Here is a 24,576-nt window from a genome sequence, read left to right as displayed (position 1 = left end):
CGTGCTGGCGCCCGAGGAGTCCGGGGCGGTGGAGGGCGCGGTGGCGGTGGGCGGCTGGGGGCTGGGGCTGCTGCCGGTGCACTGTGTACCGAGCCCGGCGCGCAAGGCCCGGCGGTCGGCGGATGCCGGCGCCCGCGGCGGCGCCACCGGGGGAGCGGACGGTGCAGGGGCTACCAGGGCATCGACACTCCGCCGTTCGGGCGAAGGATCTGACCCGTCATGAACGACGAGGCGTCCGAGGCCAGGTAGAGCACCGCCTGGGCGATGTCCTCGGGCTCGCCGACCCGCCGCAGGGGGGACATGCGGACCATCGCCGCCTCGGTCTGCTCCTGGACCTCGGGGCTGTGGCGGCCGGTCATCGGGGTGCGGATCCAGCCGGGAGCGACGGCGTTGACGCGTATGCCGTGCGGGCCGGCCTCGGTGGCGAGGGTCTTGGTCAGCTGGACCACGGCGGCCTTGGCGGCGCTGTAACAGAGCAGGCCGGGCTGGGCGGCGTCCACGGCCCCGGAGGCCATGGTGACGACGGAGCCGCGGCGGCCCCCCGCGATCATGCTGCGGGTGGCCTCCTGGCAGGTGCGCAGCACCCCCTTGAAGTTGATGTCCAGGACCCGGTCGAGGTCCTCGTCGGTCGTCTCCAGGACGCTGCTGGTGTGCATCACTCCGGCGATGGCGGCCGTGATGTCGAGCGGGCCCGCCGCGGTCACGGCGGCCCGGAGCGCGGCCCGGTCGGTGACGTCGAGGGGATGGACGGTGGCCGCGCCTCCGGCCTTGGCGATGAGGGCGGCCGTCTCGGCGAGGCCCTGTTCGTCACGGTCCGCGCAGTGGACGTGCGCGCCCGCCTCGGCGAGGAGGACGGCGGTGGCGCGGCCGATGCCGCTGGCGGCGCCGGTGACCAGGGCGGTGCGGCCGGTGAGGTCGTACGAGGCTGTGGGTGTGGGCATGCCGGGACGGTACGACCGGATCTGACGGACCGTCAACCAGGGCGTCCCGTCGCCTGGACACCGCCTACGGCGTGGGCCCCGGCTGGCAGCGGGGGCACCAGTAGGTGGGGCGGTCGTCCTGAGGGGCCTCGCGGACGGGGGTGCCGCAGCGCAGGCACGGGCGGCGGGCGCGGCCGTAGACGAAGAGGTCCTGGCCGCGGCGGTGCAGACCGGTGGTGTTGCGGGGACCCGGCCGCGCGCCGATGTTCGCGGACAGCAGCCGGTGGGCGGCGGAGGCCAGGCGGGGCAGGGTCGCCTCGGGGATCGCGCCGACCGGTGTCCACGGGCTGACCCCCGCCAGGAAGCAGAGCTCGGCCTTGTAGATGTTGCCGATCCCGGCGAGGTTGCGCTGGTCGAGCAGGGCCTCGCCGAGGGGGCGCTCGGGGGCGGCGAGCAGGTTGGCGGCGGCTCGCGCGGGATCCCAGTCGGGGCCGAGGAGATCGGGGCCGAGGTGGCCCACGACCCGGTCCTCTTCGGCGGTGCGGATCAGCTCCAGGACGGGGAGGCGGTAGCCGACGGCGGTGTGCCCGTCGGTGCCGAGGACGGCCCGGATCTCGTAGTCGGGGCCGCCGCGCCACTTCTCGCCGGTGGCGAAGACGTGCCAGGCGCCGTCCATGCGGAGGTGGCTGTGCAGCGTGAGGCCGCCCTCGAAGCGGGTGAGGAGGTGTTTGCCGCGGGGGGTGACGTCGAGGGTGAGGCGGCCGGTGAGATCGGCCGTGGCGAAGCGGGGGACGCGGAGGTCGCTGCGGGTGAGTTCGCGGCCTGCCAGCGCGGCGTGGAGACGGGTCGCCGCGCGCCGGATGCTGTCGCCTTCGGGCATGGGGCCATTCTCACCCGCCCGCGGCCCGTGTGGGCGCGTGGGCCCCTGCGAGAGCCCCTGCGGCGGGGTGCGGCCGCAGGGGCTCTCTTGGTGGATCAGGAGGGGGTCAGACGGGCCGGGACGGGCCGGAGGGGTCGGGAGGGGCCGGAGGGGCCTGTGGGGCCGCTCGTCACTTCCAGACGAGGCCCTTGTTCGGGTAGCCGTAGGGGTTGCCCCAGTACTCGGCGGCGGCGACCTTCGTCTGGGCCGACGGGGCGAGGGCCAGCGCGCAGGTGGTCTGCGTCTTGCCGTTGACGAACCCCTTCGGCAGCGGCTCGTTCGGGCACTTCTCGAACTTGCCTATGACCGACACGCGCTGTGCCTCCGTACCGTCCCCGAGCAGGCCCTTGACCTGGGTCACGGACGAGAAGGACAGGTCCGTGGTGCCGGTGTTCTTCACCGAGTAGCGGATGTAGTACGGGATCATCCCCTTCACCTTGTCGCCGAGCTTGAGCGCGTCCAGGTCGGCGGGGTCGCCCTGCTCGATCGCGGTGACCGTGAGGGCGATCTGGCCGCCCTTGTTGCTTCCGTAGCTGAACGGGATCTCTGCCGCCTCGCCGATCTTGAAGGTCTGGCCCGACTTCGCTGTGCCATTCGCCCCCGCGGGGGCCTCGCTGCCGCCCGCGGCGGGGTCGGCGGCGCTGGGGCTGGCCGAGGCGGACGGGCCGCCGGGCGCGGAGGACGGGGCTCCCGTCGAGGCGGAACCGCTCGGCTGCGCCGGGGCGAGCTCCTCGTTGCCGTTCTTGCATCCCGTCAGGGCCAGGGTGCCGGCGACCGCCAGAACGACCGCGCCGAGGGTGGTGGTACGCATGCTGATGGTGCTCACTCTTCTACTCCCCCATGACTGTGCATCGCCACTGCAATGCCTGTGATCATCTTGATAAGGGACGAGTAAGCGCCTGTGCCAGCCCAGGGGGCGGCCCACAACGGTTCTGTGACATGTCCAGGACGTGAGCGGAACAGTCGGCGCCGATTTGCAGCCCTCAGGAACGCAAGCGCAAACCCCTCGGCGTGGCGTGGAAACCGGCCGCCTCCAAGGCCCGGCCCAGGGGAGAGGTCAGGGCGGCCTCGGCGTTGATCCGTTCCACCGTCAGGGCCGGGAGGGTCCCCGCCCGGGAGGCGGCGACCAGGGCTGCCGTGGCCGCCGCGAGGCGGGGGTCATCCGGCGGCGGCCAGGCCAGCAGGGTCTTGCCGCCGCGCTCCAGGTACAGGATGAGCTCGCCGTCCACCAGAACGACCAGGGAGCCCGCCTTGCGGCCCGGTTTGTGGGTGGCCCCGGCCGGCGGCTCGGGCCACGGCAGGGCCGCACCGTACGCGTTCGCCGGGTCGGCGGCCGCCAGGACCACCGCCGCCAGCGGGGGCGGCGTCCGCTCCGCGGCCCGGAGGCGGTCCACCGCGCCGTCCATCGCGAACTGCGCCGCGCCCAGCCCCTCGACCACATAGCCCCGACGGGCCTGGCCGCTGTCCTCGAAGGCCGAGAGGACCCGGTAGACCGCGCTGAAGCCGCCCTCGACGCCCTCCGCGGCCACCGCGCCCCGCGTGACCACGCCGTGCCGGTCCAGCAGGGTGCGGGCCAGCGCGTGCGCCCGGTGGGTCGGGTCGGGGGCCTGGGGCGGCAGCAGCGACCAGCGCCCGGAGACGGTGGGCGGGCCCGTACGGGACACGGTCGCGCTGAGCGTGCCGTACCGGCCGCGGGGGACCGTGCGCCGGGCCCGGTGGGCCGTGGAACCCGCCGTGCGGCCCGAGCCGAGCAGCGAGCGCAGCGGGGCCAGGGTGTCGTTGGTGAGCCGGCCCGACCAGGCCAGGTCCCACACCGCCTCGGAGAGGGCGAGGTCGGAGACCTCGGGGAAATCGGCGCGGATCGCCTGCGCGATCTGGCGGAAGAACAGGCCGTACCCGCCGCTCAGGGAGGCCAGCACCGCCTGGTGGAGCGGGCTCGGATCCAGCGGGTGCGGCGGGGGCAGGAGCATCGGGGCCGCGTCCGCCAGGTACAGGGAGATCCAGCCGTCCTTGCCCGGGAGGGCTCCGGCGCCCGCCCAGACCACCTCTCCGGCCGTGGTCAGCTCGTCCAGGAGGCCGGGGGAGTAGCCGGCCACCCGGGACGGGAGGATCAGGCGCTCCAGCGCCGAGGCCGGCACCGGCGCGCCCTGGAGTTGCTCGACCGCCCGGGCCAGCCCGTCGAGGCCCCGCAGCGCTCCGCCGAGGTGCTGCCACTGGGGCAGGAACGTGGCCAGCGAGGTCGGCGGCACGGGCTCCAGCTCCTGGCGGAGCGCGGCGAGGGAGCGGCGGCGGAGCCGGCGCAGCACCGTGGCGTCGCACCATTCCTGGCCGATGCCCGCCGGGTGGAACTCGCCCTGGACCACCCGGCCGGCCGCGGCGAGCCGGTGCAGGGCGCCCTCGGTCACCGCCGTGCCCAGGCCGAAGCGGGCGGCGACGGCGGCCGTGGTGAACGGCCCGTGGGTGCGGGCGTACCGGGCCAGCAGGTCCCCCAGCGGGTCCTTGACCGGCTCGGTGAACGCCTCCGGGACTCCGACGGGCAGCGCCGTGCCCAGCGCGTCCCGCAGTCGGCCCGCGTCCTCGATCGCCGCCCAGTGCTCCGCGCCGCCGATCCTGACCCGGATGGCGCGGCGGGCCGCGGCGAGCTCCTCGGCCCAGGCCGGCTCCGCCCCGCGCTCGGTCAGCTGGTCCTGCGTCAGCGGGCCCAGCACGCGCAGCAGGTCGGCCACCGACTCGGGATCCTTGGCCCGCCGGTCCTCGGTGAGCCACTGCAGTTCCCGCTCCAGGTCCTCCAGCACCTGCGCGTCGAGGAGCTCGCGCAGCTCCGCCTGGCCGAGCAGCTCGGCCAGCAGCCGGGAGTCCAGCGACAGCGCGGCCGCCCTGCGCTCGGCGAGCGGCGAGTCGCCCTCGTAGAGGAACTGGGCGACGTACCCGAAGAGGAGGGAGCGGGCGAAGGGGGAGGGCTCCGGGGTGGTGACCTCCACCAGGCGCACGCGGCGCGCCTCGATGTCCCCCATCAGCTCGGTCAGACCGGGCACGTCGAAGACGTCCTGGAGGCATTCCCGTACCGCCTCCAGCACGATCGGGAAGGAACCGAACTCCGAGGCCACCTGGAGCAGTTGGGACGCGCGCTGGCGCTGCTGCCACAGCGGGGTGCGCTTGCCCGGGCTGCGCCGCGGCAGCAGCAGGGCGCGGGCCGCGCACTCGCGGAAGCGGGAGGCGAAGAGCGCGGAGCCGCCGACCTGGTCGGTGACGATCTGGTTGATGTCGCTGTGGTCGAAGGCGACGTCGGCCGCACCCAGCGGGGCCTGCTCGTCGTCGAACTCGAAGGGCTGCGGAGCCGCGGGGTCGTGGTCGAGCAGGTCCATGGACAGCAGGTCCGCGTCCGGGAGGCGGAGCACGATGCCGTCGTCGGCGTGCATCACCTGCGCGTCCATGCCGTACTTCTCGGCGAGGCGGGCGCCCAGCGCCAGCGCCCACGGGGCGTGCACCTGCGCGCCGAAGGGGGAGTGCACCACGACCCGCCAGTCGCCCAGCTCGTCGCGGAAGCGCTCCACCACGATGGTCCGGTCGTCGGGGACGTGACCGCAGGCCTCGCGCTGCTCGGCGAGGTACGCCAGCACGTTCTCGGCGGCCCAGGCGTCCAGACCGGCCGCCAGCAGCCGCAGCCGGGCGTCCTCGTCGCCCAGGGCGCCGAGCTCGCGCAGGAACGCGCCGACCGCACGGCCCAGTTCGAGCGGGCGGCCGAGCTGGTCGCCCTTCCAGAACGGCAGCCGGCCCGGCACTCCGGGGGCCGGGGTGACCAGGACGCGGTCGCGGGTGATGTCCTCGATCCGCCATGAGGTGGTGCCCAGGGTGAAGACGTCCCCGACGCGGGACTCGTAGACCATCTCCTCGTCGAGCTCGCCGACCCGCCCGCCGCCCTTCTTCGGGTCCGAGCCGGCCAGGAAGACGCCGAAGAGACCGCGGTCCGGGATGGTGCCGCCGGAGGTCACCGCGAGGCGCTGGGCCCCCGGCCGCCCGGTGATCGTCCCCGCCACCCGGTCCCAGACCACGCGCGGCCTCAGCTCGGCGAACGCGTCCGACGGATAGCGGCCCGCCAGCATGTCCAGCACCGCGGTGAACGCCGACTCCGGCAGCCCGGCGAACGGCGCCGCCCGCCGGACCAGGGCGAGGAGGTCGTCCAGCTGCCAGGTGTCCATCGCGACCATCGCGACCAGCTGCTGCGCCAGGACGTCGAGGGGGTTCGAGGGGACGCGGAGGGACTCGATCGCGCCCGTGCGCATCCGCTCGGTGACCACGGCCGCCTGCACCAGGTCGCCGCGGTACTTGGGGAAGACCACCCCGGTGGAGACCGCGCCCACCTGGTGGCCGGCCCGGCCCACCCGCTGGAGCCCGGACGCCACCGACGGCGGTGACTCCACCTGCACCACCAGGTCCACCGCGCCCATGTCGATGCCCAGCTCCAGGCTGGAGGTGGCGACCACCGCCGGCAGCCGGCCCGCCTTCAGGTCCTCCTCCACGATCGCTCGCTGTTCCTTGGAGACCGAGCCGTGGTGCGCGCGGGCCAGCAGGGGCGGGGCGCCCAGGGCGGCGCCCGACTGGGCCATGATCTCGGCCGGGGGCGAACCCTCCGGCAGCCGCTCGCCCAGGGCGCGCTCGTACGCGATCTCGTTGAGCCGGTTGCACAGCCGCTCGGCGAGGCGGCGGGAGTTGGCGAACACGATCGTCGAGCGGTGGGCCTGCACCAGGTCCGCGATCCGCTCCTCCACATGCGGCCAGATCGACGGCTTGTCGCCGCCCTCCTTGCCCTCCGTCGCGGGCGAGCCGCCCAGCTCGCCCATGTCCTGCACCGGGACGACCACCGACAGGTCGAACTCCTTGTCGGAGGGCGGCTGGACGATCTCCACCTTGCCGCGCGGCGCGAGGTACCGGGCCACCTCGTCCACCGGCCGGACCGTCGCCGACAGCCCGATCCGGCGCGCCGGACGCGGCAGCAGCTCGTCCAGCCGCTCCAGGGAGAGGGCGAGGTGGGCGCCGCGCTTGGTCCCGGCGACCGCGTGCACCTCGTCCAGGATCACCGTCTCGATCCCGGTGAGGGCGTCCCGGGCCGCCGAGGTCAGCATCAGGAACAGCGACTCGGGGGTGGTGATCAGGATGTCCGGCGGGCGGGTGGCCAGCGCCCGCCGCTCGGCGGGCGGGGTGTCGCCGGAACGGATCCCGACCCGGATGTCCGGCTCGGGCAGGCCGAGCCGGACGGACTCCTGCCGGATCCCGGTCAGCGGGCTGCGCAGATTGCGCTCCACGTCGACGGCCAGGGCCTTCAGGGGCGATACGTACAGCACGCGGCAGCGCTTCTTCGGCTCCGCGGGCGGCGGGGCCGAGGCGAGCCGGTCGAGGGCGGCGAGGAACGCGGCCAGCGTCTTGCCGGAGCCGGTCGGAGCCACGACCAGGACGTCCGCCCCCTCCCCGATCGCCCGCCAGGCACCCTCCTGCGCGGTGGTGGGCGTACGGAAGGCCCCCGTGAACCACGAGCGGGTCGCGGGGGAGAACGAGTCGAGCGCAGCGCCTGCCATGCCCCCATCGTGCACCCGGCCACTGACAACGGCCCGGACCTGGGGAAACGTGCCTCGTCGCCGGGGCGCAGAATGGGGGCATGGGGACGGAAGAGGGCGGCCGGGAGTGGGCGCGGCACTGGCAGTACGCGGAGCTGCCCGGACTGGACCTGCTGCGCGCCCACTACGTGCGCCACACCTTCCCGCGCCACGCGCACGACGGGTACGTCATCGCGGCCGTCACCGGCGGCATCGAGGAGGTCGGCCTGCCCGGCCACGTCGTGCGCGCCGGACCGGGCAGCGTGGTCCTGATCAACCCCGAGGTGCCGCACACCGCGCGCGCCGGGGTGCCCGAAGGCTGGGCCTACGCCACCCTCTACCCCTCCCGCGAGCTGATCACCGAGGTCGCCGACGAGATCGGCACCCTGCGCGGCACCCCCGGTTTCACGGCCGACGTGGTCACCGACCCGCACGGCTCGCGGACGATCACCGAGGTGCACCGGGCCGCCGAGGCGGGGAACGCGCTGGCCGCCGACACGCTGCTGCGGGGAGTCGTGGCACGGATGCTGACCCGGCACGCGGGCCCGCTGCCGGCCCGTACGGTACGGCGCGCGGGCGCCGCCGACGCCGAACGGGCCCGGGCGGTGCTGGCGGAGCGGATGGCCGACCCGCCGTCGCTGGAACAGCTGGCGGCGGACCTGGGGACCAGCCCCTTCGCGCTGCTGCGGGCCTTCCGCGAGCAGTACGGGATGCCGCCGCACACCTGGCTGACCGACGCCCGGGTCCGCCGGGCCCGCCGGCTGCTCGACACGGGCACCCCGCCCGCGGAGGCGGCCGTCACCGTCGGCTTCACCGACCAGCCTCACCTGAACCGGCACTTCACCCGCATCGTGGGGGTCCCGCCGGGCGCCTACCGGCGGGGGCGGGCCGGCTAGCCCCCGCCACCTGCCGCCTGCCCCGAACCCTGCCGGCCGGGCCGGAACACGGCCGACGGGGGCGCGCAAGAACGTACAAGACCCACCCGGCGCCCCCCGCGTAGTTTCGGGTCGTGGGAGAGAAGCAGCTGGTCACAGAGCCAGAGATACGAGAGACGCCGAGGCCCGACGAGCGGCCGCGGGCCGCCGTCATCCGGGACGCGCTCGGGGTCGGGGTGGCCGTCGGCCTGTCCGGGTTCGCCTTCGGGGTGACGGCCGCGGGGGCGGGCATCAGCACCCTCCAGGCGTGCGTGCTGAGCCTGCTCGTCTTCACCGGCGCCTCGCAGTTCGCCCTCGTCGGAGCGCTGGCCGCGGGCGGGAACCCGTTCACCGCCGCCGCCGGGGCCTTCTTCCTCGGGACCCGCAACGCCTTCTACGGGCTGCGGCTGTCGCAGCTGCTCGCCCTGCCCCGCGCCGTGCGGCCCTTCGCCGCCCACTGGGTGATCGACGAGACCACCGCCGTGGCGCTGGCCCAGCCCGACCGGAGGTCGGCCCGGCTCGGCTTCACCGTCACCGGCCTCAGCCTGTACGCGCTCTGGAACCTGACCACCCTGCTCGGCGCGCTCGGCGCCGAGGCCATCGGGGACACCAAGGCGTGGGGGCTGGACGCCGCCGGGCCCGCCGTGTTCCTGGCCCTGCTCGCGCCGATGCTGAAGACCGCCACCGAACGGGCCGTCGCCGCCCTGGCGCTCGTGCTCGGGCTCGGCTTCCTGCCCGTGCTGCCCGCCGGGGTGCCCGTACTGATCGCGGCCCTGGCCGCCCCCGCCGTGCTGTGGATGAAGGGACGCCGGCCGTGAACGTCTGGATCGCCATCGGCCTCACCGTCGTCGGCTGCTACGCCGTCAAGCTCGCCGGGCTGCTCGTCCCCGCCGGGGCCCTGGAGCGGCCGACGGTGCGCCGACTGGCCGCCCTGCTGCCGGTCGCGCTGCTCGCCGCGCTCACCGCCCAGCAGACCTTCAGCACCGGGTCCGCCCTCGTCGTCGACGCCCGTGCCGCCGGGCTCGCCGCCGCCGGGCTGGCGCTGCTGCTGCGGGCTCCGTTCCTGGTCGTGGTCGCGGCCGCCGTCCTCGTCACCGCGGGGGTACGGGCCCTGGGCGGCTGATCCCGTCCGGCAGGCGCCCGTACGCCCGCAGGGTCAGCAGCGCCTCCAGCGTGGCGATCGGCCGCCGCTCCAGCGAGCTCCCCGGCGCCCAGGCCTCGCGGCGGACCGGCCAGCCGCCGTCCACCTGCTGGGCGGCGGTCAGGAAGTCCAGCGAGCGGCGCATCTCCTCGTCCGTGAACCAGCCGCGGGCCAGCGACTCGGGGCGACGCGCGAAGTCGTGCGGGAACAGCTGCTCGCCCGGCGCGTAGCCCGGAGCCGGCGGGTACTCCGGCCGCCGCCGCGGGTCCAGCACCACGAGCCGGTGCTCGCGCACCAGCCGGCCCAGCCGGTCCGCGGCCGCCGCGGCGCGCGCCCGGTCCGGAACCCCGTCCAGGAAGGCCACCGCGCTCTGGACCTCGTACGGATGCGAGTGGCGCAGGCCCTCCACCCGGTCCCAGCAGAAGTCGGTGGCCCGGAAGAGCCAGGCGTGCCAGACGCGGTTGCGGTGCAGCAGGCCGACGACCGGGCCCGTGGTCAGCAGCTCGCCCGGCGGGGCGTCGTAGGTGGGGTGGTACGGGGCCGCCGGGTAGGACCGCGGCGCCGGGGAGACCACCGGGAGCGCGCCGTCCGGGGTGGAGACCCCGGTCAGGTGGCGGCACAGCCGCTCGATGCGCTGCCCGGCGCAGCGGCCCAGGCTGTCCAGCACGCGCAGGGCGTGCGCCGTGTGCAGGGGCTGGCTGAGCGGACCGCGCAGATCCGGATCGAGGGCGTGACCGTAGCCGCCGTCGCCGTTGAGGTAGGAGCCGAGGGCGGTGTCCACCGGGTCGGCGTCCCCACCCAGGAAGTGGTACGCGAACCGCCGCTGCTCCAGCACGCGGGCCGTGAGCCAGATGAACTGCTCGGCGCGGTCCAGCGGGCTCTGCGGGCTCTGCGCGTTCGGCGGCGTCTGCGACGTCTGCGAGGAAGCTTCGTCTCCGGGCATGCGTGCAACCTAGGACGAGGCGGTGCGGCCGGGAGGGGCGAACGCGGGCGGTGCACTCTCCCGGGGCGGGATACTGGGGGCATGCGGTTGACGATTTTCTGGGAGCGGATGGCCGAGCACTTCGGCGCGGGCTACGCCGACTCCTTCGCGCGGGACCACGTCATGACCGAACTGGGCGGGCGGACCGTCCACCAGGCGCTGGACGCGGGCTGGGAGGCCAAGGACGTGTGGCGTGCCGTGTGTTCGGCGATGGACGTGCCGGCCTCGCTGCGCTGACGCCGCAAGCGCACCACGTCGGGGTTCGGGCGGCCGGTGGGCCAGACTTGGTGGCGTGGCAGCCAGTGATGAGACGACGACCGACGACCAGAGTGCCGACGCCGCCCCGGGGCCGGGCGGTGCGAGCGCCGGAAACGCCGGTGAAGGCCCTGACGGCTCCCGACGGCCGGTAGCCCCCGGCGGCCCCGTCCCGCAGGCCGGATCCGGCGGGGCGGGCCTCCCCCCGGCCGGAGCGGCCCCCGCCGCCCCCGGATGGGCGGAGGCACGGATGCCGCGCTGGCTGCCGCGCGCCGTGATCCTCGTCCTGGCCCTCGTCGCCTGCTTCCAGCTCGGCAGCTGGGCCTTCCACCAGCTCACCGGGCTGCTCGTCAACATCCTGATCGCGTTCTTCCTCGCGCTCGCGGTCGAACCGGCGGTGTCCGGGATGGCGGCCCGCGGCATGCGCCGCGGGCTCGCCACCTTCGTGACCTTCCTCGCGGTCCTCATCGTGACCGCCGGCTTCCTCGCGCTGCTCGGCTCGCTGCTCGCCGGTCAGATCGTCGCCATGGTCGAGGGCTTCCCCGGCTATCTCGACTCGGTGATCAAGGCGATCAACTCCACCTTCCACACCGATCTGTCCCGGCTCGAGATCCAGGAGAGCGTGCTGCGCTCCGACTGGCTGCGCAAGTACGTGCAGAACAGCGCGTCCGGCGTGCTCGACGTCTCCGCCACGGTGCTCGGCGGACTCTTCAAGCTGCTGACGATCGGACTGTTCTCCTTCTACTTCGCCGCCGACGGGCCGCGGCTGCGGCGCGCCCTGTGCTCCGTACTGCCGCCCGCCAAGCAGGCCGAGGTGCTGCGCGCCTGGGAGATCGCCGTCGCCAAGACGGGCGGCTACCTCTACTCGCGCGGGCTGATGGCGTTGATCTCCGGCGTCGCCACCTACATCGTGCTGGCGGTCCTCGGGGTGCCGTACGCGCCCGCCCTCGCGATGTGGGTCGGGCTGGTCTCCCAGTTCGTCCCCACCATCGGCACCTACCTCGCGGGTGCGCTGCCGGTCCTGATCGCCTTCACCGTCGACCCCTGGTACGCGCTGTACGTCCTCGGTTTCGTGGTGGTGTACCAGCAGTTCGAGAACTACATGCTGCAGCCCAAGCTGACCTCCAGGACCGTGGACATCCATCCGGCGGTCGCCTTCGGATCGGTCATCGCGGGAACCGCCCTGCTGGGCGCGGTCGGGGCGCTCATCGCGATCCCGGCCGTCGCCACGCTGCAGGCCTTCCTCGGCGCGTACGTGAAGCGCTACGCGCTCACGGAGGCGGCGGACTCCTCTACGGCGCGTCCCCGGCGGCGCCGAGTGCGCTTTCCACGGCTTCGATGACGGTCGCCTCGGCGGCCGCCTTGCGCACGCCGAGGCCGCTCAGCGGGCCCTCGCCGTTCTCCAGCTCCAGCAGCGCGAGCAGGATGTGCTCGGTGCCGACGTAGTCGTGGCCCAGGCGCAGGGCCTCCCGGAAGGTGAGCTCCAGGGCCTTCTTCGCGGACGCGTCGAAGGGGATGAGGTCGGGGACCTCCGCCTGGGGAGGCGGCAGTACGGCGGCCACGGCGGCGCGTACGTCGTCCGGCGCGACCCCCTGGGCGTCCAGGGCGAGCCCCGCGAAGCTCTCGGGCTCGGCCAGCAGGCCCAGGACCAGGTGGTCGGTGCGGATCTCGGTGCCGCCGGCGGCGCGGGCCTCGTTCTGCGCGGTCACCACGACGTTGCGGGCGCGGGCGGTGAAGCGGCCGAAGCCCGCGTTCGGGTCGAGCGCGGGGGCACCCTCCTTGTCCGCCTTGGGTACGAAGCGCTTCTGGGCCGCCTGCCGGGTGACGCCCATGCTGCGGCCGATGTCGGTCCAGGAGGCGCCGGAGCGGCGGGCCTGGTCGACGAAGTGGCCGATGAGGTGGTCCGCGACGTCCCCGAGCGCCTCGGCGGCGACGACGGCGCCGCTGAGCTGCTCCAGGGGGTCCGTGTGGACCTTGTTGATGGCCTCGATCAAGTCGTCGAGGCGGACCGGATGGGTCATGCGAACGGGTTCCACGGGAGGGTTCGTCATGAGTGCAACCCTAGGTTGACAGTCGAGCGAGCGTCAACCCTGGGTTGTCAGTCGGGCTTCTCGCGCTTTCGGTGGTCGGCGGCCGGCCGCGCGCGGATCGTGGCGCCTCGACATCGGCCGTGTCGGTGTCAGTGGGCGGGCTTAAGGTCTCTCCCAAGGCGCGCGCATCGAGAACCTCAAGGGGGAGATCCGTCATGAGCGAGAACCGTGGCAGCACGCACGAGGGATTCACGGCCGAGGAACGGGCCGCGATGAAGGACCACGCCCGAGAGCTGAAGACGGCCGCGCGCCGCGGCTCGCGCGCGGACAAGGCGGCGGAGGCGGAGCGGGACGTCCTCGCGAAGATCGCCGAGATGCAGGACTCGGACCGGATCATGGCCGAGCGCGTGCACGCCGTCGTCACGGCCAGCGCCCCGGTCCTCGCGCCGAAGCTCTGGTACGGCATGCCCTCCTACGCCCTGGACGGCAAGGTCGTCTGTTTCTTCCAGAGCGCGGAGAAGTTCAAGGCGCGCTACGCGACCCTCGGCTTCAGTGACCTGGCCAAGCTGGACGAAGGCACGATGTGGGCGGCCGGCTTCGCCCTGACCGAGGTGACGGCCGAGGTGGAGGAGCGGATCGCGGCGCTGGTCAAGCAGGCCGTCAGCTGATCACCGACCGGTGACGGGCGGGGGTTTCGGTGGGTCAGCCCCTTCGGTCTTCGACCGTCCAGCTCGCCGCGCAGCACCTCCAGTGCCGCGGGCTGTCGAGGGCGGTCATGCCTCAGCCTTTCACGGCGCTGAGCACGCCTCATCGCCGCCGTCTTCCTCCGCGCGCGGCCAGTACCGTCCCTCGACGGCCTCGGCGCTGCGGTTGAGGCGGACCAGCGCGTCCGCCAGCTCCCGTACCTCCTCGGGGGACCAGTCGGCGACCACGCGGGCCAGGCAGGAGCGGTTGACCTCGCGGTCCTCGGCGAGCCGGCGGCCGCCTTCGACCGTGATGCGCAGCTTGCGGGCCATGCCGCCGTCCGGGTCCGCCACGCGCTCGGCCAGTCCGCAGCGCAGCAGCGCGGCCGTCTGACGGTTCACGGTCGAGGTGTCGAGCCCGAAGGCCTCCGCCAGCTGCCCTATGGACATGGGACCTTGTGTGTCGATCCGGCTGAGCAGCAGGTAAGCCGACCGCTCCAGGCGCTCGGGGTCGCGCTCGCGGCGGGCGAGCACCTGGTGCCGCGAGAGCAGCATCAGCTCCCGCTCCAGTTTCTCCAGCACTGCGCCTCCCGCTCCCTCCGGCGCTCCATTATCGCGGACCCCCGGACCGCTGGACCCGGCGACCGGCCGGCGGCGGCAATATGCATGATACATAGCATGTGTATTATGCACTTCTCGTTGTCATTCGACGAGCCACCGTCTCAATCCGGAGGACCCGCATGACCGTCACCACGTCCACCGCCTCCCGCGCGGCCGAGATCCTGTCCCGGCCCGTCCGGCTGAACGGCCTGACCGTCCCCAACCGCATCGCGATGGCACCGATGACGCGGATGTTCTCCCCCGACGGCGTGCCCGGCGAGGACGTGCGGGCGTACTACGCCAGCCGGGCCGCCGCGGGCGTGGGCCTGATCGTCACCGAGGGCACGTACGTCGGTCACGACTCCGCCGGGCAGAGCGACCGGGTGCCGCGGTTCCACGGCGAGGACCAGCTGGCGGGGTGGGAGAAGGTCGCCGCCGCCGTGCACGAGGCGGGCGGCACGATCGTGCCCCAGCTGTGGCACATAGGCATGGTGCGCAAGCAGGGTGAGGCGCCCTATGCCGACGCCCCCGCCGTCGGCCCCTCCGGCATCCGCGTCGACGGCACGGAGGGGACCGGCAAGGCGATGACCCGCGCCGACCTCGACGACGTCATCGGCGCGTTCGCCGACGCCGCCGCGGAGGCCGAGCGGATCGGCTTCGACGGCGTCGAGCTGCACGGCGCCCACGGATACCTGCTCGACCAGTTCCTGTGGGAGCGGACCAACCGCCGCACCGACGCCTACGGCGGCGACGCGGTGGCCCGTACCAGGTTCGCCGCGGAGATCGTGGCCGCGGTCCGCGAGCGCGTCCCGGCCGACTTCCCGGTGATCTTCCGCTACTCGCAGTGGAAGCAGGAGGCCTACGACGCCCGGCTCGCGCAGACCCCGCAGGAGCTGGAGGCGATCCTGGCCCCGCTGGCGGCGGCGGGCGTCGACGTGTTCCACGCCTCCACCCGGCGCTACTGGCTCCCGGAGTTCGAGGGCTCGGACCTGAACCTGGCGGGCTGGACCAAGAAGCTCACCGACCGGCCGACCATCACCGTCGGCTCGGTCGGCCTCGACGGCGACTTCCTCCGCGCCTTCGCCGGCGAGGGCGCTGCGCTCGGCGACCTCGACAACCTCCTGGACCGCATGGAGCGCGACGAGTTCGACATGGTCGCCGTCGGCCGGGCGCTGCTCCAGGACCCGCAGTGGGCGGCGAAGGTCCTCGGCAACCGCTTCGACGAGCTGAAGCCGTACGACGCGGCGGCCCTCAGGTCGCTCAGCCGGTAGTCGGTAGCCGGCAGCCGCAGGTCGGTGCCGGTGGGCGTGGTGCGCTTGACAGGGAAATCGAACATCCATTCTGATGAGTTATCCACAGCCGAACCGGTCGTGGAGGCGCATTGTCAGTGGCAGGCATTAGCGTCAATGGCGTGAAGCGATCGACTCAAGCAAACCGGGTGGAACCCATGGCAGGCACCGACCGCGAGAAGGCTCTCGACGCCGCGCTCGCACAGATTGAACGGCAATTCGGCAAGGGTGCGGTCATGCGCCTCGGCGACAAGCCGAACGACCCCATCGAGGTCATCCCCACCGGGTCGACCGCGCTGGACATCGCGCTCGGCGTCGGCGGGCTGCCCCGCGGCCGCGTGATCGAGGTGTACGGGCCGGAGTCCTCCGGTAAGACGACCCTGACCCTGCACGCCGTGGCCAACGCGCAGAAGGCCGGCGGCACCGTCGCCTTCGTGGACGCCGAGCACGCGCTCGACCCCGAGTACGCGAAGGCCCTCGGCGTCGACACCGACAACCTCATCCTGTCGCAGCCGGACACCGGCGAGCAGGCGCTGGAGATCGTGGACATGCTGGTCCGCTCCGGTGCCCTCGACCTGATCGTCATCGACTCCGTGGCGGCCCTGGTGCCGCGCGCGGAGATCGAGGGCGAGATGGGCGACTCGCACGTGGGTCTCCAGGCCCGACTGATGAGCCAGGCCCTCCGGAAGATCACCGGTGCGCTCAACCAGTCCAAGACCACCGCGATCTTCATCAACCAGCTTCGCGAGAAGATCGGTGTGATGTTCGGCTCGCCGGAGACCACCACCGGTGGCCGCGCGCTGAAGTTCTACGCCTCCGTGCGCCTCGACATCCGGCGCATCGAGACGCTGAAGGACGGCACCGACGCGGTCGGCAACCGCACCCGCGTCAAGGTCGTCAAGAACAAGGTCGCGCCCCCGTTCAAGCAGGCCGAGTTCGACATCCTCTACGGCCAGGGCATCAGCCGCGAGGGCGGACTGATCGACATGGGCGTGGAGCACGGCTTCGTGCGCAAGGCCGGTGCCTGGTACACGTACGAGGGCGACCAGCTCGGCCAGGGCAAGGAGAACGCCCGCAACTTCCTGAAGGACAACCCCGACCTCGCCAACGAGATCGAGCGGAAGATCAAGGAGAAGCTGGGCGTGGGTGTCCGCAAGGACGCCGCCGCGACCACCGACGCCGGTGCCGCCGCGCCCGCCGAGGCCACGGCCGTGCCCGCCCCCGCGTCGAAGGCCAAGACGACGGCCAAGGCCGCCGTGGCCAAGAGCTGACCCGTGCGGGAGCAGGAAGGGGGCGGCAGGAGCAGGCGCGGTCGTGAGGACCGCCAGGAACTGCCGCCCCAGAGCCCCGAGGAGCAGGCGCGGGCGATCTGCCTGCGCCTGCTCACGGGGAGCCCGCGCACCCGGCGCCAGCTCGCGGACGCCCTGCACAAGCGGGGCATTCCCGAGGAGGTGTCGCAGCAGGTCCTCTCCCGGTACGAGGAGGTGGGCCTGATCGACGACGCCGCCTTCGCCGGAGCCTGGGTCGAGTCCCGGCACCGCGGCCGGGGCCTGGCCCGCCGGGCGCTCGCCCAGGAGCTCCGGACCAAGGGGGTGCACGCCACCCTCGTGGAAGAGGCCCTGGAGCTGCTCGACTCCGAGCAGGAGGAGGAGACCGCCCGGGAGCTCGTGGAGCGCAAGCTCCGCGCCACCCGGGGCCTGGAGCGCGACAAGCGGATCCGCCGCCTCGCCGGCATGCTCGGCCGCAAGGGATACCCGGAGGGCATGGCCCTGCGGGTGGTCCGGCGTGCGCTGGAGGCGGAGGGCGAGGACGCCGACGACCTCGGGTACCCAGGGGAGTGAACCGCCGGGCCCGGGGTGGGGGTAGCCCCCGGGCACGGATGCCGGGGTGCGCCAGTGTCAGGAGCCGCGCCCGCCAGCAGAGTTGACGGCATGATGCTGCGTTACGCCCTTCAGACCCTCCGGGACCGCAAGGCCGGCTTCCTCGGCGCCTTCGTCGCCCTCCTGTGCGCGGCCGCCCTCGTCACCGCCTGCGGAACCCTCCTGGAAACGGGACTCCGCGGAAGGATCGGCACCGAGCGCTACGCGTCCGCCCCGGTCCTCGTCTCCGCCGACCAGAACGTCCACGAGACCACGGTCAAGAAGAAGGGCGAGGGGAAGAAGGCCAAGACCAAGCACAAGGCCAAGCCGGTCGCCGAGCGGGCCTGGCTCCCCGGCACCACCGTGGACGCGGTCCGTGCCGTGCCCGGCGTCGAGCGGGCCGTGCCCGAGCTCACGTTCCAGGCCGTCCCGCTGGTCAAGGCCCCCGGCGAGCCGAAGCCCTCGTACGGACACGCCTGGACCTCGGCCGCGCTGACCCCCTTCACGATCACCGACGGCCGTGAACCCCGGAGCGGCGGCGAGGTCGTCGTCGACCGCGCGCTGGCCGCCCGCGCGGGGCTGAAGCCCGGCTCCGAACTCACCGTCCAGTCCACCGGCGAGCCCAGGACGTACCAGGTCACGGGGATCGCGACCACACCCCGCGGCGACCTCGCCCAGCAGAGCGCGCTCTTCTTCGGCGACGACGAGGCCCGGCGGCTGGCCGCCCGCCCCGGGCAGGTCAGCGCCATCGGGGTGCTGCCCGCGCCGGGCGTCGACGCCCGTGAACTCGCCGGCCGCGTCGCCCGGGCACTGAAGGACACCACGGCGCAGGTCAGTACCGGGGACGAGCGCGGACCGGTGGAATTCCTCGACGCCGCCGGCGCCCGCCTCACGCTGGTCTCCATGGGCGGCGCGATGGGCGGCACCTCACTGCTCGTCGCGATCCTCGTGGTCGTCGGCACCTTCGCCCTCTCCGTCCAGCAGCGCCACCGCGAACTCGCCCTGCTGCGGGCCGTCGCCGCCACCCCCGCGCAGCTGCGCCGGATGATCGGGCGGGAGGCGCTGCTCGTCGGGCTGGCCGCCGGCGTCACCGGCGCGTTCGCCGGGCTGCCGCTCGCCGCCTGGCTGCACGGCCGGTTCGTCGACGCCGGAGTCGTCCCCGTCACCTTGGAGCGCACCGCCGGCGTCTTCCCGATGTGCGCGGCCGTCGGGGCCAGCCTGCTCGGAGCCTGGGCCGCCGCGCGGATCACCGGGCGGCGCATCGCCCGGATCCGCCCGGCCGAAGCGCTCGCCGAGGCCGCCGTCGAGCGGGGCCGACCCGGCTGGATCCGCAGCGTGCTCGGCGTGCTGCTGCTGGCCGGCGGGGCGGTGCTCGTCGTCGTACTCGGCTCGCTGCGCACCGAGCCGGCGTCGACCCCCGTCACCTTCCTGGCCGTGGTGGTACTGGCCGGGGCGGTCTCGCTCCTCGGACCGCTGCTCGTACGGGGCGCCGGCGCGCTGCTCGCCGGACCGCTGCGGCTGACCGGTCCGGGCGGCCACCTGGCCACCGCCAACCTCCGCGGGAACGCCACCCGGATGGCCTCCGCCGTCACCCCGCTCGCGCTGCTGGTCGGCATGACCTGCACCGTCCTCTTCGTCACCCCGACGCTCGGGAACGCCGCCCGCGCGCAGGCCCGGGACGGGATCCGGGCCGACTGGGTGCTGGCCGCGCAGGGCCCCGGCATCACGCACGAGGCCGCCGAGCGGATCCGGCGGACGCCCGGCGTCACGGCGGCCACCGAGATCGTGCACACGTCGGTACGGGTGGGGCTGGCGAAGTACGCCGCGCAGGGCGTGACCCCGGCCGGGCTGACCCGGACCTGGGACCCCCGGGTCACGGCCGGCAGCCTGGACGGGTTCGGGGACCGCGCCGCGGCGGTGAGCGAACTCGCCGCCGACCAGCTCGGCTTGAAGCCCGGGAGCCCGCTGAGCCTGACGCTGGGGGACGGGACCCCGGTCACGCTGACGGTCTCGGCCGTGTACGCGCGCGGGCTGGGCTTCGGAGATCTGACGCTGCCGCACGGGCTGGTGGCCGCGCACGCGGACAATGCGCTGGCGAGCAGTGTCCTGGTGGCGGCGGAGCCGGGCCAGGGGCCGGAAGCCGGCCGGGAGCGGCTGGCCGCGGCGGTACGGGAGTTCCCGGGGGTGCGGGTGCTGTCCGCGGCGGAAGCGGACGAGGCACCGGCGCGGCGGCAGGCCGCCGGAGCGGAGATCAATCTGCTGGCGATGGGGCTGGTCCTGGCCTTCACCGCGATCGCGGTGGTGAACACGCTCGCGATGTCGACCGCCGAGCGTTTCCGGGAGTTCGCGATGCTGCGGCTGGCCGGGGCGAAGCGGCGCCAGGTGCTGCGGATGCTCCGGGCGGAGGCACTGGCGGTGGTCCTGATCGGGGTGGTGCTGGGGTCGGGGATCGCGCTGGCCGTACTGACCGCGTTCAGCGTCGGCATGACGGGGGTGGCGGCCCCGGCGGTCCTGCCGGTCGCGTACGCGGGGGTGGTGGGGGTGGCGGGGCTGCTGGCCCTCGCGGCCACTTCCCTCCCGGGGAGGGTGGCGTTGAGGGTGGCTCCGGTGGACGTGGCCACGGCCAAGGGCTAGCCCTCGCCCCCCGGACGTCCTGCCGCTGCGGCGCCGTTGCGGGGGCGCCGCCCCCGAGCCCCCGCGCCTCAAACGTCGGCGAGGCTGAAAGAACGCCTCGCACGCCGGCGGGCCTGGAAGATCGCCTGGCACGCCGGCGGGGGCGTGTCATGGGGTGGTTGGGAGGCCGGCTGATTTCCAAGCCTGGAAGCCGCCGACCAGGTCGGTCGCGCGGTGGAGGCCCAGGGCGTGGAGGGAAGCCGCGGCGAGGCTGGAGGCGTAGCCCTCGTTGCAGATCACCACCACCTGGAGGTCGTGGCCGGTGGCCTCGGGGGCGCGGTGGCTGCCGCGGGGGTCCAGGCGCCATTCCAGTTCGTTGCGTTCGACCACCAGGGCCCCCGGGATCAGGCCGTCGCGCTCGCGCAGGGCCTGGTAGCGGATGTCCACCAGCAGCGCGCCGGCGCGGGAGGCGGCGTACGCCTCCTCCGCGCCGACCCGGGTGTAGCCCGCGCGGACCCGTTCCAGCAGCTCGTCGATGCCGACGGGGGCGCTCACTGCCAGTCCGCCGGGCTCTCGACGTGCTCCAGGTGGAGCACCGGGCCGCTGCGGCTGTAGCGCCGGATCAGCGGGAGCGGCGGGTAGTACGCGTGCACCGAGACCGCGTGCTCGGTCGGGGACCCGTTGAGGACCTCGTGCACGTGGTGCTCGAGGAAGGCCCGCCCGGTGCCCGCGTCCAGCGTGCGGCTGCGGTCGACGTCGGGGGCCAGCTCCAGCGAGCGCCAGCCCTCCGAGGGCAGCCGTACGGCCAGCGAGTGTTCGGTGAGCCGGCCCCGGGCGGTGGCGAACGCGCCCCGCGAGTCGGCGTGGTCGTGCCAGCCGGTGCCGGTGCCCGGCGGCCAGCCGATCAGCCAGGCCTCGCTGCCGCCCGGCCCGTCCAGCCGGACCCAGGTGCGGCCCTCGGGGTCGAGCGGCAGGGAGGCCACCACGGCGGGGTCGGCCGCCGTGCGGAGGGCGAAGTCGAGGAGTTCGGCGGCCGTGGGGCCCCCGGCCGGCGCGGACGCGGGCTCAGGGACGTACGGGCGTGCGGTGGACGCGGGTGCAGACATGAAGGGGGACCGTTCCTGGGTTCGCGGAGGTGCGCGCAGGCCGGTGGACGGCACGGGGCGCGCGGAGGAAAGGGCGAATCAACAGGAAGGGCGACACACGCAGCCCGCGTAGCGGAGCAGGTCCATATGGACCCTCCGCCACAGGCGTACGTCGTTGCCGGTCATTCGGCGAGTGAACCACGAGTCCGGGAGGGCGGTCAATCGATCACCACGGTCGGTGTCGTCGAGGGGGCGGGCAACCGGGACGCGGGCGCGCCCGCCCGGACCGCGTCCGCCGCCTCGTACAGCTCGGCCGGGCGGACCCCCGCGAAGGTCGCCGCCAGGTGCCCGTCCGGCCGTACGAGCAGCACGGTGTGGGCCGGCGCCCCCGGGTAGGAGTCCGCGACCAGCAGGTCGGTACGGACCGGGAGGGCGCTCACCGCCGCGGCGAGGCGGGGCATCAGCCCGGCGCCGAGCCAGTGGCGCCGGTCCCAGACCCCGGTGCCCGGGGCGACCAGGACGACGAGCAGCCGCCCCTGCCCCAGCAGGTCCCGCAGCGGCACCGTCGATCCGTCGGGTGCGGTCACCGGGACGTTCGCCACCGGTCCGCCCGGTTCCGTGGCCGTCGGCACCTCGCGTACGGCGACCGGCGGGGCGTACGTCGGCTCCGCGCCCAGTGGCCCGCGCCCGAGGTGGCCGTCGGTGAGGAGGGCTTCGGCGGAGCGTGCGGCTCCGGGCAGGTAGGTGCGCAGCCCGCCGCTCGTCCGCAGCGTCGGCATCGCCTGGTCGGCGGCGCGCAGCCGGGAGGCGACGGCGGTGCGCCGCTCGGCCTCGTAGCTGTCGAGGAGGGCCTCGGAGGCTCCCTGGTGCCAGGCCAGGGACAGCTTCCACGCGAGGTTCTCGGCGTCCCGGAGCCCTTCCTCGACCCCCTGGGTGCCGAGCGCGCCCAGCAGGTGCGCGGCGTCGCCGGCGAGGAAGGCGCGGCCGTCGCGCCAGCGCCGGGCGAGGCGGTGGTGGAGGGTGTGGACCCCGGTGTCGATGAGGTCGTACGGGGGAGTGCTGCCGCCGCACCACACCGCGAGGGTGTCCCGGATCAGGGTCACCAGCGTGTCGGGCGTCACCAGCTCCCCGCGGGCGGGCAGCAGCCAGTCCAGCCGCCACACCCCGTCCGGCAGCGGCCGGGAGGTGACCTCGCGCGGCGCGCTGCGGTGCAGCAAGGCCTCGCCCGGCCAGGGGAGTTCGGTGCGCAACGCGGCGACGGCGTGCCGCTCCACGGCGGTACGGCCGGGGAAGCGGATGCCGAGCAGCTTGCGCACGGTGGAGCGGGCGCCGTCGCAGCCGACCAGGTGGCTCCCGCGCCACCAGGTGGTCTCGGCGCCCCGGGTGTGGGCGGTGACCCCCTGGCCGTCCTGTTCCACGGCGTCCAGCCGGCTCTCGGTGACCAGCTGGACCAGCGGGTGCGCCGCGGCGGCGTCGCGCAGCCCGCGCGTCAGCGCGTGCTGCGGCACGTGCAGGGGCGCCGGGTGGTCCTCGAAGGTGATCCGCTGGGTGTCACGGCCGCGCCGCATGGTGCGCCAGGCGGCGAAGTACGCCCCCTCGTCGCGCAGCGTCGTACAGCCCAGCCGGTGCACCATGGCCGCGGTGTCGGCGTGCAGGACGACCGTACGGGCCGGGCGCGGTTCCTCTTTGCCGGGACCCTCGTCGAGTACGACGGAGGGCACGCCCTGGCCGGCCAGGGCGAGGGACAGGGACAGCCCGACGGGCCCGGCGCCGACGACGATCACCGGGTCCATGCTGTGGCTCCCGATGTCCGGTATGTGATCACAGAACGTATGCAACCCACTCGAGGTGCCTGCGTCAAGTGCCCCCCGTCGGGACAACGCAGTGTGGTGCGGCGGATGAGCTCCGCCGCACCACACAGGCTACGCACTCTGACTGACCGTATGTCAGACCGGGGGGTCGTCCGCAGCGGACGTCGGCGTCAGGCTCCGGCCGCCGTGTTCGCGCCGGGGACCGCGTCGTCGATCTCCTCCGCGCCGAGCACGGCGCCGGTGCCCTTCTGCGACTTCCGCAGGCGGCCCTCCAGCTGGGAGGCGAAGGTGGTGAGGGCGAAGTTCACCACGATGTAGATCAGGGCGATCACGACGAGGGACGCGATGGTGTTGCTGTAGTTGGCCGAGATCTGCCGGTTCGTGGAGAGCAGTTCCGCGAAGCCGAGCAGGGCGCCACCGAGCGCGGTGTCCTTGAGGATCACCACGAGCTGGCTGACCAGGGCCGGCAGCATCGCCGTGACGGCCTGCGGGATCAGCACGTAGGTCATGGTCTGGCCCTTGCGCATGCCGATCGCCTTGGCCGCGTCGGTCTGGCCGCGGGGCAGGGAGAGCACGCCGGCCCGGACGATCTCGGCGATGACGGCCGAGTTGTACAGGACCAGGCCCGTGACGACGGCCCAGAACGGCCGGGTGTCGGACGGGACGTCCAGGAACCGCGGCGCCATCAGCGCGTTGCCGAACAGCATCAGCATCAGGACGGGGATGGCACGGAAGAACTCCACCCACGTACCGACCGCCGCCCGCACCCAGGCGTGGTCGGACAGCCGGCCGATGCCCAGGACCGCGCCGAGCGGGAGGGCGATCAGCATGGAGAGCGCGCCGGCCTTGAGGGTCTCCGTCAGGCCGGGGAGCAGGTACGTGGTCCAGACCCGGCTGTCGGTGACGAAGGGAGACCACTTGTCGGCGTCGAGCTGGCCCTTCTCCGCCATGAGGGACAGCGCCCACCACATGACGAGCCCGAACATCACGACGAAGATCCCGCTGTAGATCCAGTTGCGCGCCTTGGCCTTGGGGCCGGGGGTGTCGTACAGCACGGAGGTCATCGCTTCACCGCCACTCGCTTGGCGACCCAGCCCAGCAGAAGACCGGTGGGCAGGGTCAGCAGGACGAAACCGAGGGCGAAGACCGCGAAGACCGCGAAGGTCGCCTGCGCCTCGTTCTCGAGCATTTCCTTCATCAGCAGGGCCGCCTCGGCCACGCCGATGGTCGCCGCCACCGTGGTGTTCTTGGTGAGCGCGATCAGTACGTTGGCGAGCGGTGCGATGACCGCCCGGAAGGCCTGGGGGAGCACGATCAGGGTGAGCACCTGGAAGAAGCTCAGTCCCAGCGCGCGGGCCGCCTCGGCCTGGCCCACGGGCACGGTGTTGATGCCGGAGCGCAGGGCCTCGCAGACGAAGGTGCCGGTGTAGGCGATCAGTCCGAGGACCGCGAGCCGGAAGCCGGTCTCCTTGAACGTCTCGCCGCCGAGGGCGATGCCGAGCGTCTGGTTGAGGCCCAACGAGCAGGCGATGATCAGCAAGGTGAGCGGGGTGTTGCGCACCAGGTTGACGTAGGCGGTGCCGAAGCCCCGCAGCAGCGGGACGGGGCTGACCCGCATCCCCGCCAGGACGGTGCCCCAGATCAGGGATCCGACCGCCGAGTAGAAGGTGAGCTGAACCGTCACCCAGAAGGCTCCGAGCACGTCGTACTGCCCGGAATCAAGAAAATCGAACACGATGCCCTGCGCTCTCCCCAGGATGGCCGGTGAGGTGGGGCCCCCCCCCCCCCCCGGGGGGGGGGGGGGCCCCCCCCCCCGCCCCCACCCCCGCCCGGGGGGTTGGGGGGGGGGGGGGGGGTTGTTTTTGGGGGGGGGCGGGGGGTTTG

23 protein-coding genes are annotated in these 24,576 nt (G+C 73.9%); 10 read left to right on the top strand and 13 right to left on the bottom strand.

Features of this window, described 5'->3' with window-relative positions; all coding sequences use genetic code 11:
- Window positions 1–170: 170 nt before the first annotated feature.
- The 4 genes from ACFYP3_RS23935 to ACFYP3_RS23920 form a co-directional block, all read right to left on the bottom strand.
- Complete coding sequence (locus tag ACFYP3_RS23935) at window positions 171–941, bottom strand: SDR family NAD(P)-dependent oxidoreductase (protein WP_388835966.1); 771 nt, start codon at window positions 939–941, stop codon at window positions 171–173.
- Between the two features lie 64 nt (window positions 942–1,005).
- Window positions 1,006–1,800, bottom strand: coding sequence for an Fpg/Nei family DNA glycosylase (locus ACFYP3_RS23930; RefSeq protein ID WP_388835963.1), 795 nt, complete (start codon window positions 1,798–1,800; stop codon window positions 1,006–1,008).
- A gap of 169 nt (window positions 1,801–1,969) precedes the next feature.
- On the bottom strand, window positions 1,970–2,665 hold the full coding sequence (locus ACFYP3_RS23925) for a hypothetical protein (RefSeq protein WP_388835960.1): 696 nt from the start codon (window positions 2,663–2,665) through the stop codon (window positions 1,970–1,972).
- Between the two features lie 157 nt (window positions 2,666–2,822).
- Window positions 2,823–7,412 (bottom strand): ATP-dependent helicase, encoded by a 4,590-nt coding sequence (locus ACFYP3_RS23920; protein ID WP_388835957.1) that lies wholly within the window; start codon window positions 7,410–7,412, stop codon window positions 2,823–2,825.
- 80 nt (window positions 7,413–7,492) lie between these two features.
- Here ACFYP3_RS23920 and ACFYP3_RS23915 point away from each other — a divergent pair, with 80 nt between their 5' ends.
- The 3 genes from ACFYP3_RS23915 (at window position 7,493) to ACFYP3_RS23905 (ending at window position 9,467) form a co-directional block, all read left to right on the top strand.
- The gene (locus tag ACFYP3_RS23915; protein ID WP_388835954.1) at window positions 7,493–8,326 is read left to right on the top strand and encodes an AraC family transcriptional regulator; all 834 of its coding nucleotides are present in this window, start codon (window positions 7,493–7,495) and stop codon (window positions 8,324–8,326) included.
- A 128-nt stretch (window positions 8,327–8,454) separates the two neighbouring features.
- Entirely contained in the window at window positions 8,455–9,162 is a 708-nt protein-coding gene (locus ACFYP3_RS23910) for an AzlC family ABC transporter permease (protein ID WP_388836018.1), read from the top strand.
- Window positions 9,159–9,467 (top strand): AzlD domain-containing protein, encoded by a 309-nt coding sequence (locus tag ACFYP3_RS23905; RefSeq protein WP_388835952.1) that lies wholly within the window; start codon window positions 9,159–9,161, stop codon window positions 9,465–9,467. The genes ACFYP3_RS23910 and ACFYP3_RS23905 overlap by 4 nt, the downstream gene beginning before the upstream one ends.
- On the opposite strand, the gene ACFYP3_RS23900 is transcribed toward ACFYP3_RS23905, so the two are convergent.
- Entirely contained in the window at window positions 9,436–10,428 is a 993-nt protein-coding gene (locus tag ACFYP3_RS23900; RefSeq protein ID WP_388835949.1) for a hypothetical protein, read from the bottom strand. The two genes, ACFYP3_RS23905 and ACFYP3_RS23900, sit on opposite strands and share 32 nt — an antisense overlap.
- An 81-nt stretch (window positions 10,429–10,509) precedes the next feature.
- Here ACFYP3_RS23900 and ACFYP3_RS23895 point away from each other — a divergent pair, with 81 nt between their 5' ends.
- Complete coding sequence (locus ACFYP3_RS23895) at window positions 10,510–10,704, top strand: DUF3046 domain-containing protein (RefSeq protein WP_030154244.1); 195 nt, start codon at window positions 10,510–10,512, stop codon at window positions 10,702–10,704.
- 268 nt (window positions 10,705–10,972) lie between these two features.
- Window positions 10,973–12,064: an AI-2E family transporter gene (locus ACFYP3_RS23890; protein WP_388836015.1), complete on the top strand. Its 1,092-nt coding sequence runs from the start codon at window positions 10,973–10,975 to the stop codon at window positions 12,062–12,064.
- Here the strand turns inward: ACFYP3_RS23890 and ACFYP3_RS23885 are convergent.
- Complete coding sequence (locus ACFYP3_RS23885; protein WP_388835946.1) at window positions 12,015–12,773, bottom strand: Clp protease N-terminal domain-containing protein; 759 nt, start codon at window positions 12,771–12,773, stop codon at window positions 12,015–12,017. The two genes, ACFYP3_RS23890 and ACFYP3_RS23885, sit on opposite strands and share 50 nt — an antisense overlap.
- Window positions 12,774–12,967: 194 nt before the next feature.
- Between ACFYP3_RS23885 and ACFYP3_RS23880 the strand changes: the two genes are divergently transcribed.
- The gene (locus ACFYP3_RS23880) at window positions 12,968–13,420 is read left to right on the top strand and encodes an iron chaperone (protein WP_388835943.1); all 453 of its coding nucleotides are present in this window, start codon (window positions 12,968–12,970) and stop codon (window positions 13,418–13,420) included.
- Window positions 13,421–13,540: 120 nt separating this feature from the next.
- Here ACFYP3_RS23880 and ACFYP3_RS23875 read toward each other — a convergent pair whose 3' ends face one another.
- Entirely contained in the window at window positions 13,541–13,990 is a 450-nt protein-coding gene (locus ACFYP3_RS23875) for a MarR family winged helix-turn-helix transcriptional regulator (RefSeq protein WP_388836013.1), read from the bottom strand.
- Window positions 13,991–14,175: 185 nt separating this feature from the next.
- On the opposite strand from ACFYP3_RS23875, the gene ACFYP3_RS23870 reads away from it, so the two are divergent.
- From ACFYP3_RS23870 to ACFYP3_RS23855, 4 genes are all read left to right on the top strand, one after another.
- The gene (locus ACFYP3_RS23870; protein WP_388835940.1) at window positions 14,176–15,306 is read left to right on the top strand and encodes an NADH:flavin oxidoreductase; all 1,131 of its coding nucleotides are present in this window, start codon (window positions 14,176–14,178) and stop codon (window positions 15,304–15,306) included.
- 176 nt (window positions 15,307–15,482) lie between these two features.
- Window positions 15,483–16,595 (top strand): recombinase RecA, encoded by a 1,113-nt coding sequence (recA, locus tag ACFYP3_RS23865; RefSeq protein ID WP_388835937.1) that lies wholly within the window; start codon window positions 15,483–15,485, stop codon window positions 16,593–16,595.
- 3 nt (window positions 16,596–16,598) lie between these two features.
- Complete coding sequence (recX, locus tag ACFYP3_RS23860) at window positions 16,599–17,165, top strand: recombination regulator RecX (protein WP_388835934.1); 567 nt, start codon at window positions 16,599–16,601, stop codon at window positions 17,163–17,165.
- A 90-nt stretch (window positions 17,166–17,255) separates the two neighbouring features.
- Complete coding sequence (locus ACFYP3_RS23855) at window positions 17,256–19,817, top strand: FtsX-like permease family protein (RefSeq protein WP_388835931.1); 2,562 nt, start codon at window positions 17,256–17,258, stop codon at window positions 19,815–19,817.
- Window positions 19,818–19,964: 147 nt separating this feature from the next.
- On the opposite strand, the gene ACFYP3_RS23850 is transcribed toward ACFYP3_RS23855, so the two are convergent.
- The 6 genes from ACFYP3_RS23850 to ACFYP3_RS23825 form a co-directional block, all read right to left on the bottom strand.
- Window positions 19,965–20,357: a rhodanese-like domain-containing protein gene (locus ACFYP3_RS23850; protein ID WP_388836010.1), complete on the bottom strand. Its 393-nt coding sequence runs from the start codon at window positions 20,355–20,357 to the stop codon at window positions 19,965–19,967.
- Window positions 20,348–20,902, bottom strand: coding sequence for a cysteine dioxygenase (locus ACFYP3_RS23845; RefSeq protein WP_388835928.1), 555 nt, complete (start codon window positions 20,900–20,902; stop codon window positions 20,348–20,350). Before ACFYP3_RS23845 ends, ACFYP3_RS23850 begins: the two co-directional genes overlap by 10 nt.
- A 78-nt stretch (window positions 20,903–20,980) precedes the next feature.
- Window positions 20,981–21,067 (bottom strand): putative leader peptide, encoded by an 87-nt coding sequence (locus tag ACFYP3_RS23840; RefSeq protein ID WP_311318651.1) that lies wholly within the window; start codon window positions 21,065–21,067, stop codon window positions 20,981–20,983.
- 32 nt (window positions 21,068–21,099) lie between these two features.
- Window positions 21,100–22,674 carry an FAD-dependent monooxygenase gene (locus ACFYP3_RS23835; RefSeq protein ID WP_388835925.1) on the bottom strand — a complete coding sequence of 525 codons (1,575 nt, stop codon included), beginning with the start codon at window positions 22,672–22,674 and terminating at the stop codon, window positions 21,100–21,102.
- A 188-nt stretch (window positions 22,675–22,862) separates the two neighbouring features.
- A complete protein-coding gene (locus ACFYP3_RS23830; protein ID WP_388835922.1) occupies window positions 22,863–23,756 on the bottom strand; it encodes an amino acid ABC transporter permease in 894 nt (297 codons plus the stop codon).
- Window positions 23,753–24,427 carry an amino acid ABC transporter permease gene (locus tag ACFYP3_RS23825; protein WP_388835920.1) on the bottom strand — a complete coding sequence of 225 codons (675 nt, stop codon included), beginning with the start codon at window positions 24,425–24,427 and terminating at the stop codon, window positions 23,753–23,755. The genes ACFYP3_RS23830 and ACFYP3_RS23825 overlap by 4 nt, the downstream gene beginning before the upstream one ends.
- Window positions 24,428–24,576: the final 149 nt, after the last annotated feature.

The organism is Streptomyces sp. NPDC005533 (assembly GCF_042871845.1).
In the GTDB taxonomy this organism is placed as follows: Bacteria; Actinomycetota; Actinomycetes; order Streptomycetales; family Streptomycetaceae; genus Streptomyces.
Note: the sequence above shows the minus strand (reverse complement) of the source record. Positions and strands in the feature narration are given on the sequence as shown.

Excerpts from the sequence above, each read along its gene's own strand:
- ACFYP3_RS23935 (WP_388835966.1), bottom strand. The coding sequence starts at position 941 with ATGCCCACACCCACAGCCTCGTACGACCTCACCGGCCGCACCGCCCTG.
- ACFYP3_RS23930 (WP_388835963.1), bottom strand. The coding sequence starts at position 1,800 with ATGCCCGAAGGCGACAGCATCCGGCGCGCGGCGACCCGTCTCCACGCC.
- ACFYP3_RS23920 (WP_388835957.1), bottom strand. The coding sequence starts at position 7,412 with ATGGCAGGCGCTGCGCTCGACTCGTTCTCCCCCGCGACCCGCTCGTGG.
- ACFYP3_RS23915 (WP_388835954.1), top strand. The coding sequence starts at position 7,493 with ATGGGGACGGAAGAGGGCGGCCGGGAGTGGGCGCGGCACTGGCAGTAC.
- ACFYP3_RS23900 (WP_388835949.1), bottom strand. The coding sequence starts at position 10,428 with ATGCCCGGAGACGAAGCTTCCTCGCAGACGTCGCAGACGCCGCCGAAC.
- ACFYP3_RS23895 (WP_030154244.1), top strand. The coding sequence starts at position 10,510 with ATGCGGTTGACGATTTTCTGGGAGCGGATGGCCGAGCACTTCGGCGCG.
- ACFYP3_RS23890 (WP_388836015.1), top strand. The coding sequence starts at position 10,973 with ATGCCGCGCTGGCTGCCGCGCGCCGTGATCCTCGTCCTGGCCCTCGTC.
- ACFYP3_RS23885 (WP_388835946.1), bottom strand. The coding sequence starts at position 12,773 with ATGACGAACCCTCCCGTGGAACCCGTTCGCATGACCCATCCGGTCCGC.
- ACFYP3_RS23880 (WP_388835943.1), top strand. The coding sequence starts at position 12,968 with ATGAGCGAGAACCGTGGCAGCACGCACGAGGGATTCACGGCCGAGGAA.
- ACFYP3_RS23875 (WP_388836013.1), bottom strand. The coding sequence starts at position 13,990 with ATGCTGCTCTCGCGGCACCAGGTGCTCGCCCGCCGCGAGCGCGACCCC.
- ACFYP3_RS23870 (WP_388835940.1), top strand. The coding sequence starts at position 14,176 with ATGACCGTCACCACGTCCACCGCCTCCCGCGCGGCCGAGATCCTGTCC.
- recA (WP_388835937.1), top strand. The coding sequence starts at position 15,483 with ATGGCAGGCACCGACCGCGAGAAGGCTCTCGACGCCGCGCTCGCACAG.
- ACFYP3_RS23855 (WP_388835931.1), top strand. The coding sequence starts at position 17,256 with ATGATGCTGCGTTACGCCCTTCAGACCCTCCGGGACCGCAAGGCCGGC.
- ACFYP3_RS23845 (WP_388835928.1), bottom strand. The coding sequence starts at position 20,902 with ATGTCTGCACCCGCGTCCACCGCACGCCCGTACGTCCCTGAGCCCGCG.
- ACFYP3_RS23840 (WP_311318651.1), bottom strand. The coding sequence starts at position 21,067 with ATGACCGGCAACGACGTACGCCTGTGGCGGAGGGTCCATATGGACCTG.
- ACFYP3_RS23835 (WP_388835925.1), bottom strand. The coding sequence starts at position 22,674 with ATGGACCCGGTGATCGTCGTCGGCGCCGGGCCCGTCGGGCTGTCCCTG.
- ACFYP3_RS23830 (WP_388835922.1), bottom strand. The coding sequence starts at position 23,756 with ATGACCTCCGTGCTGTACGACACCCCCGGCCCCAAGGCCAAGGCGCGC.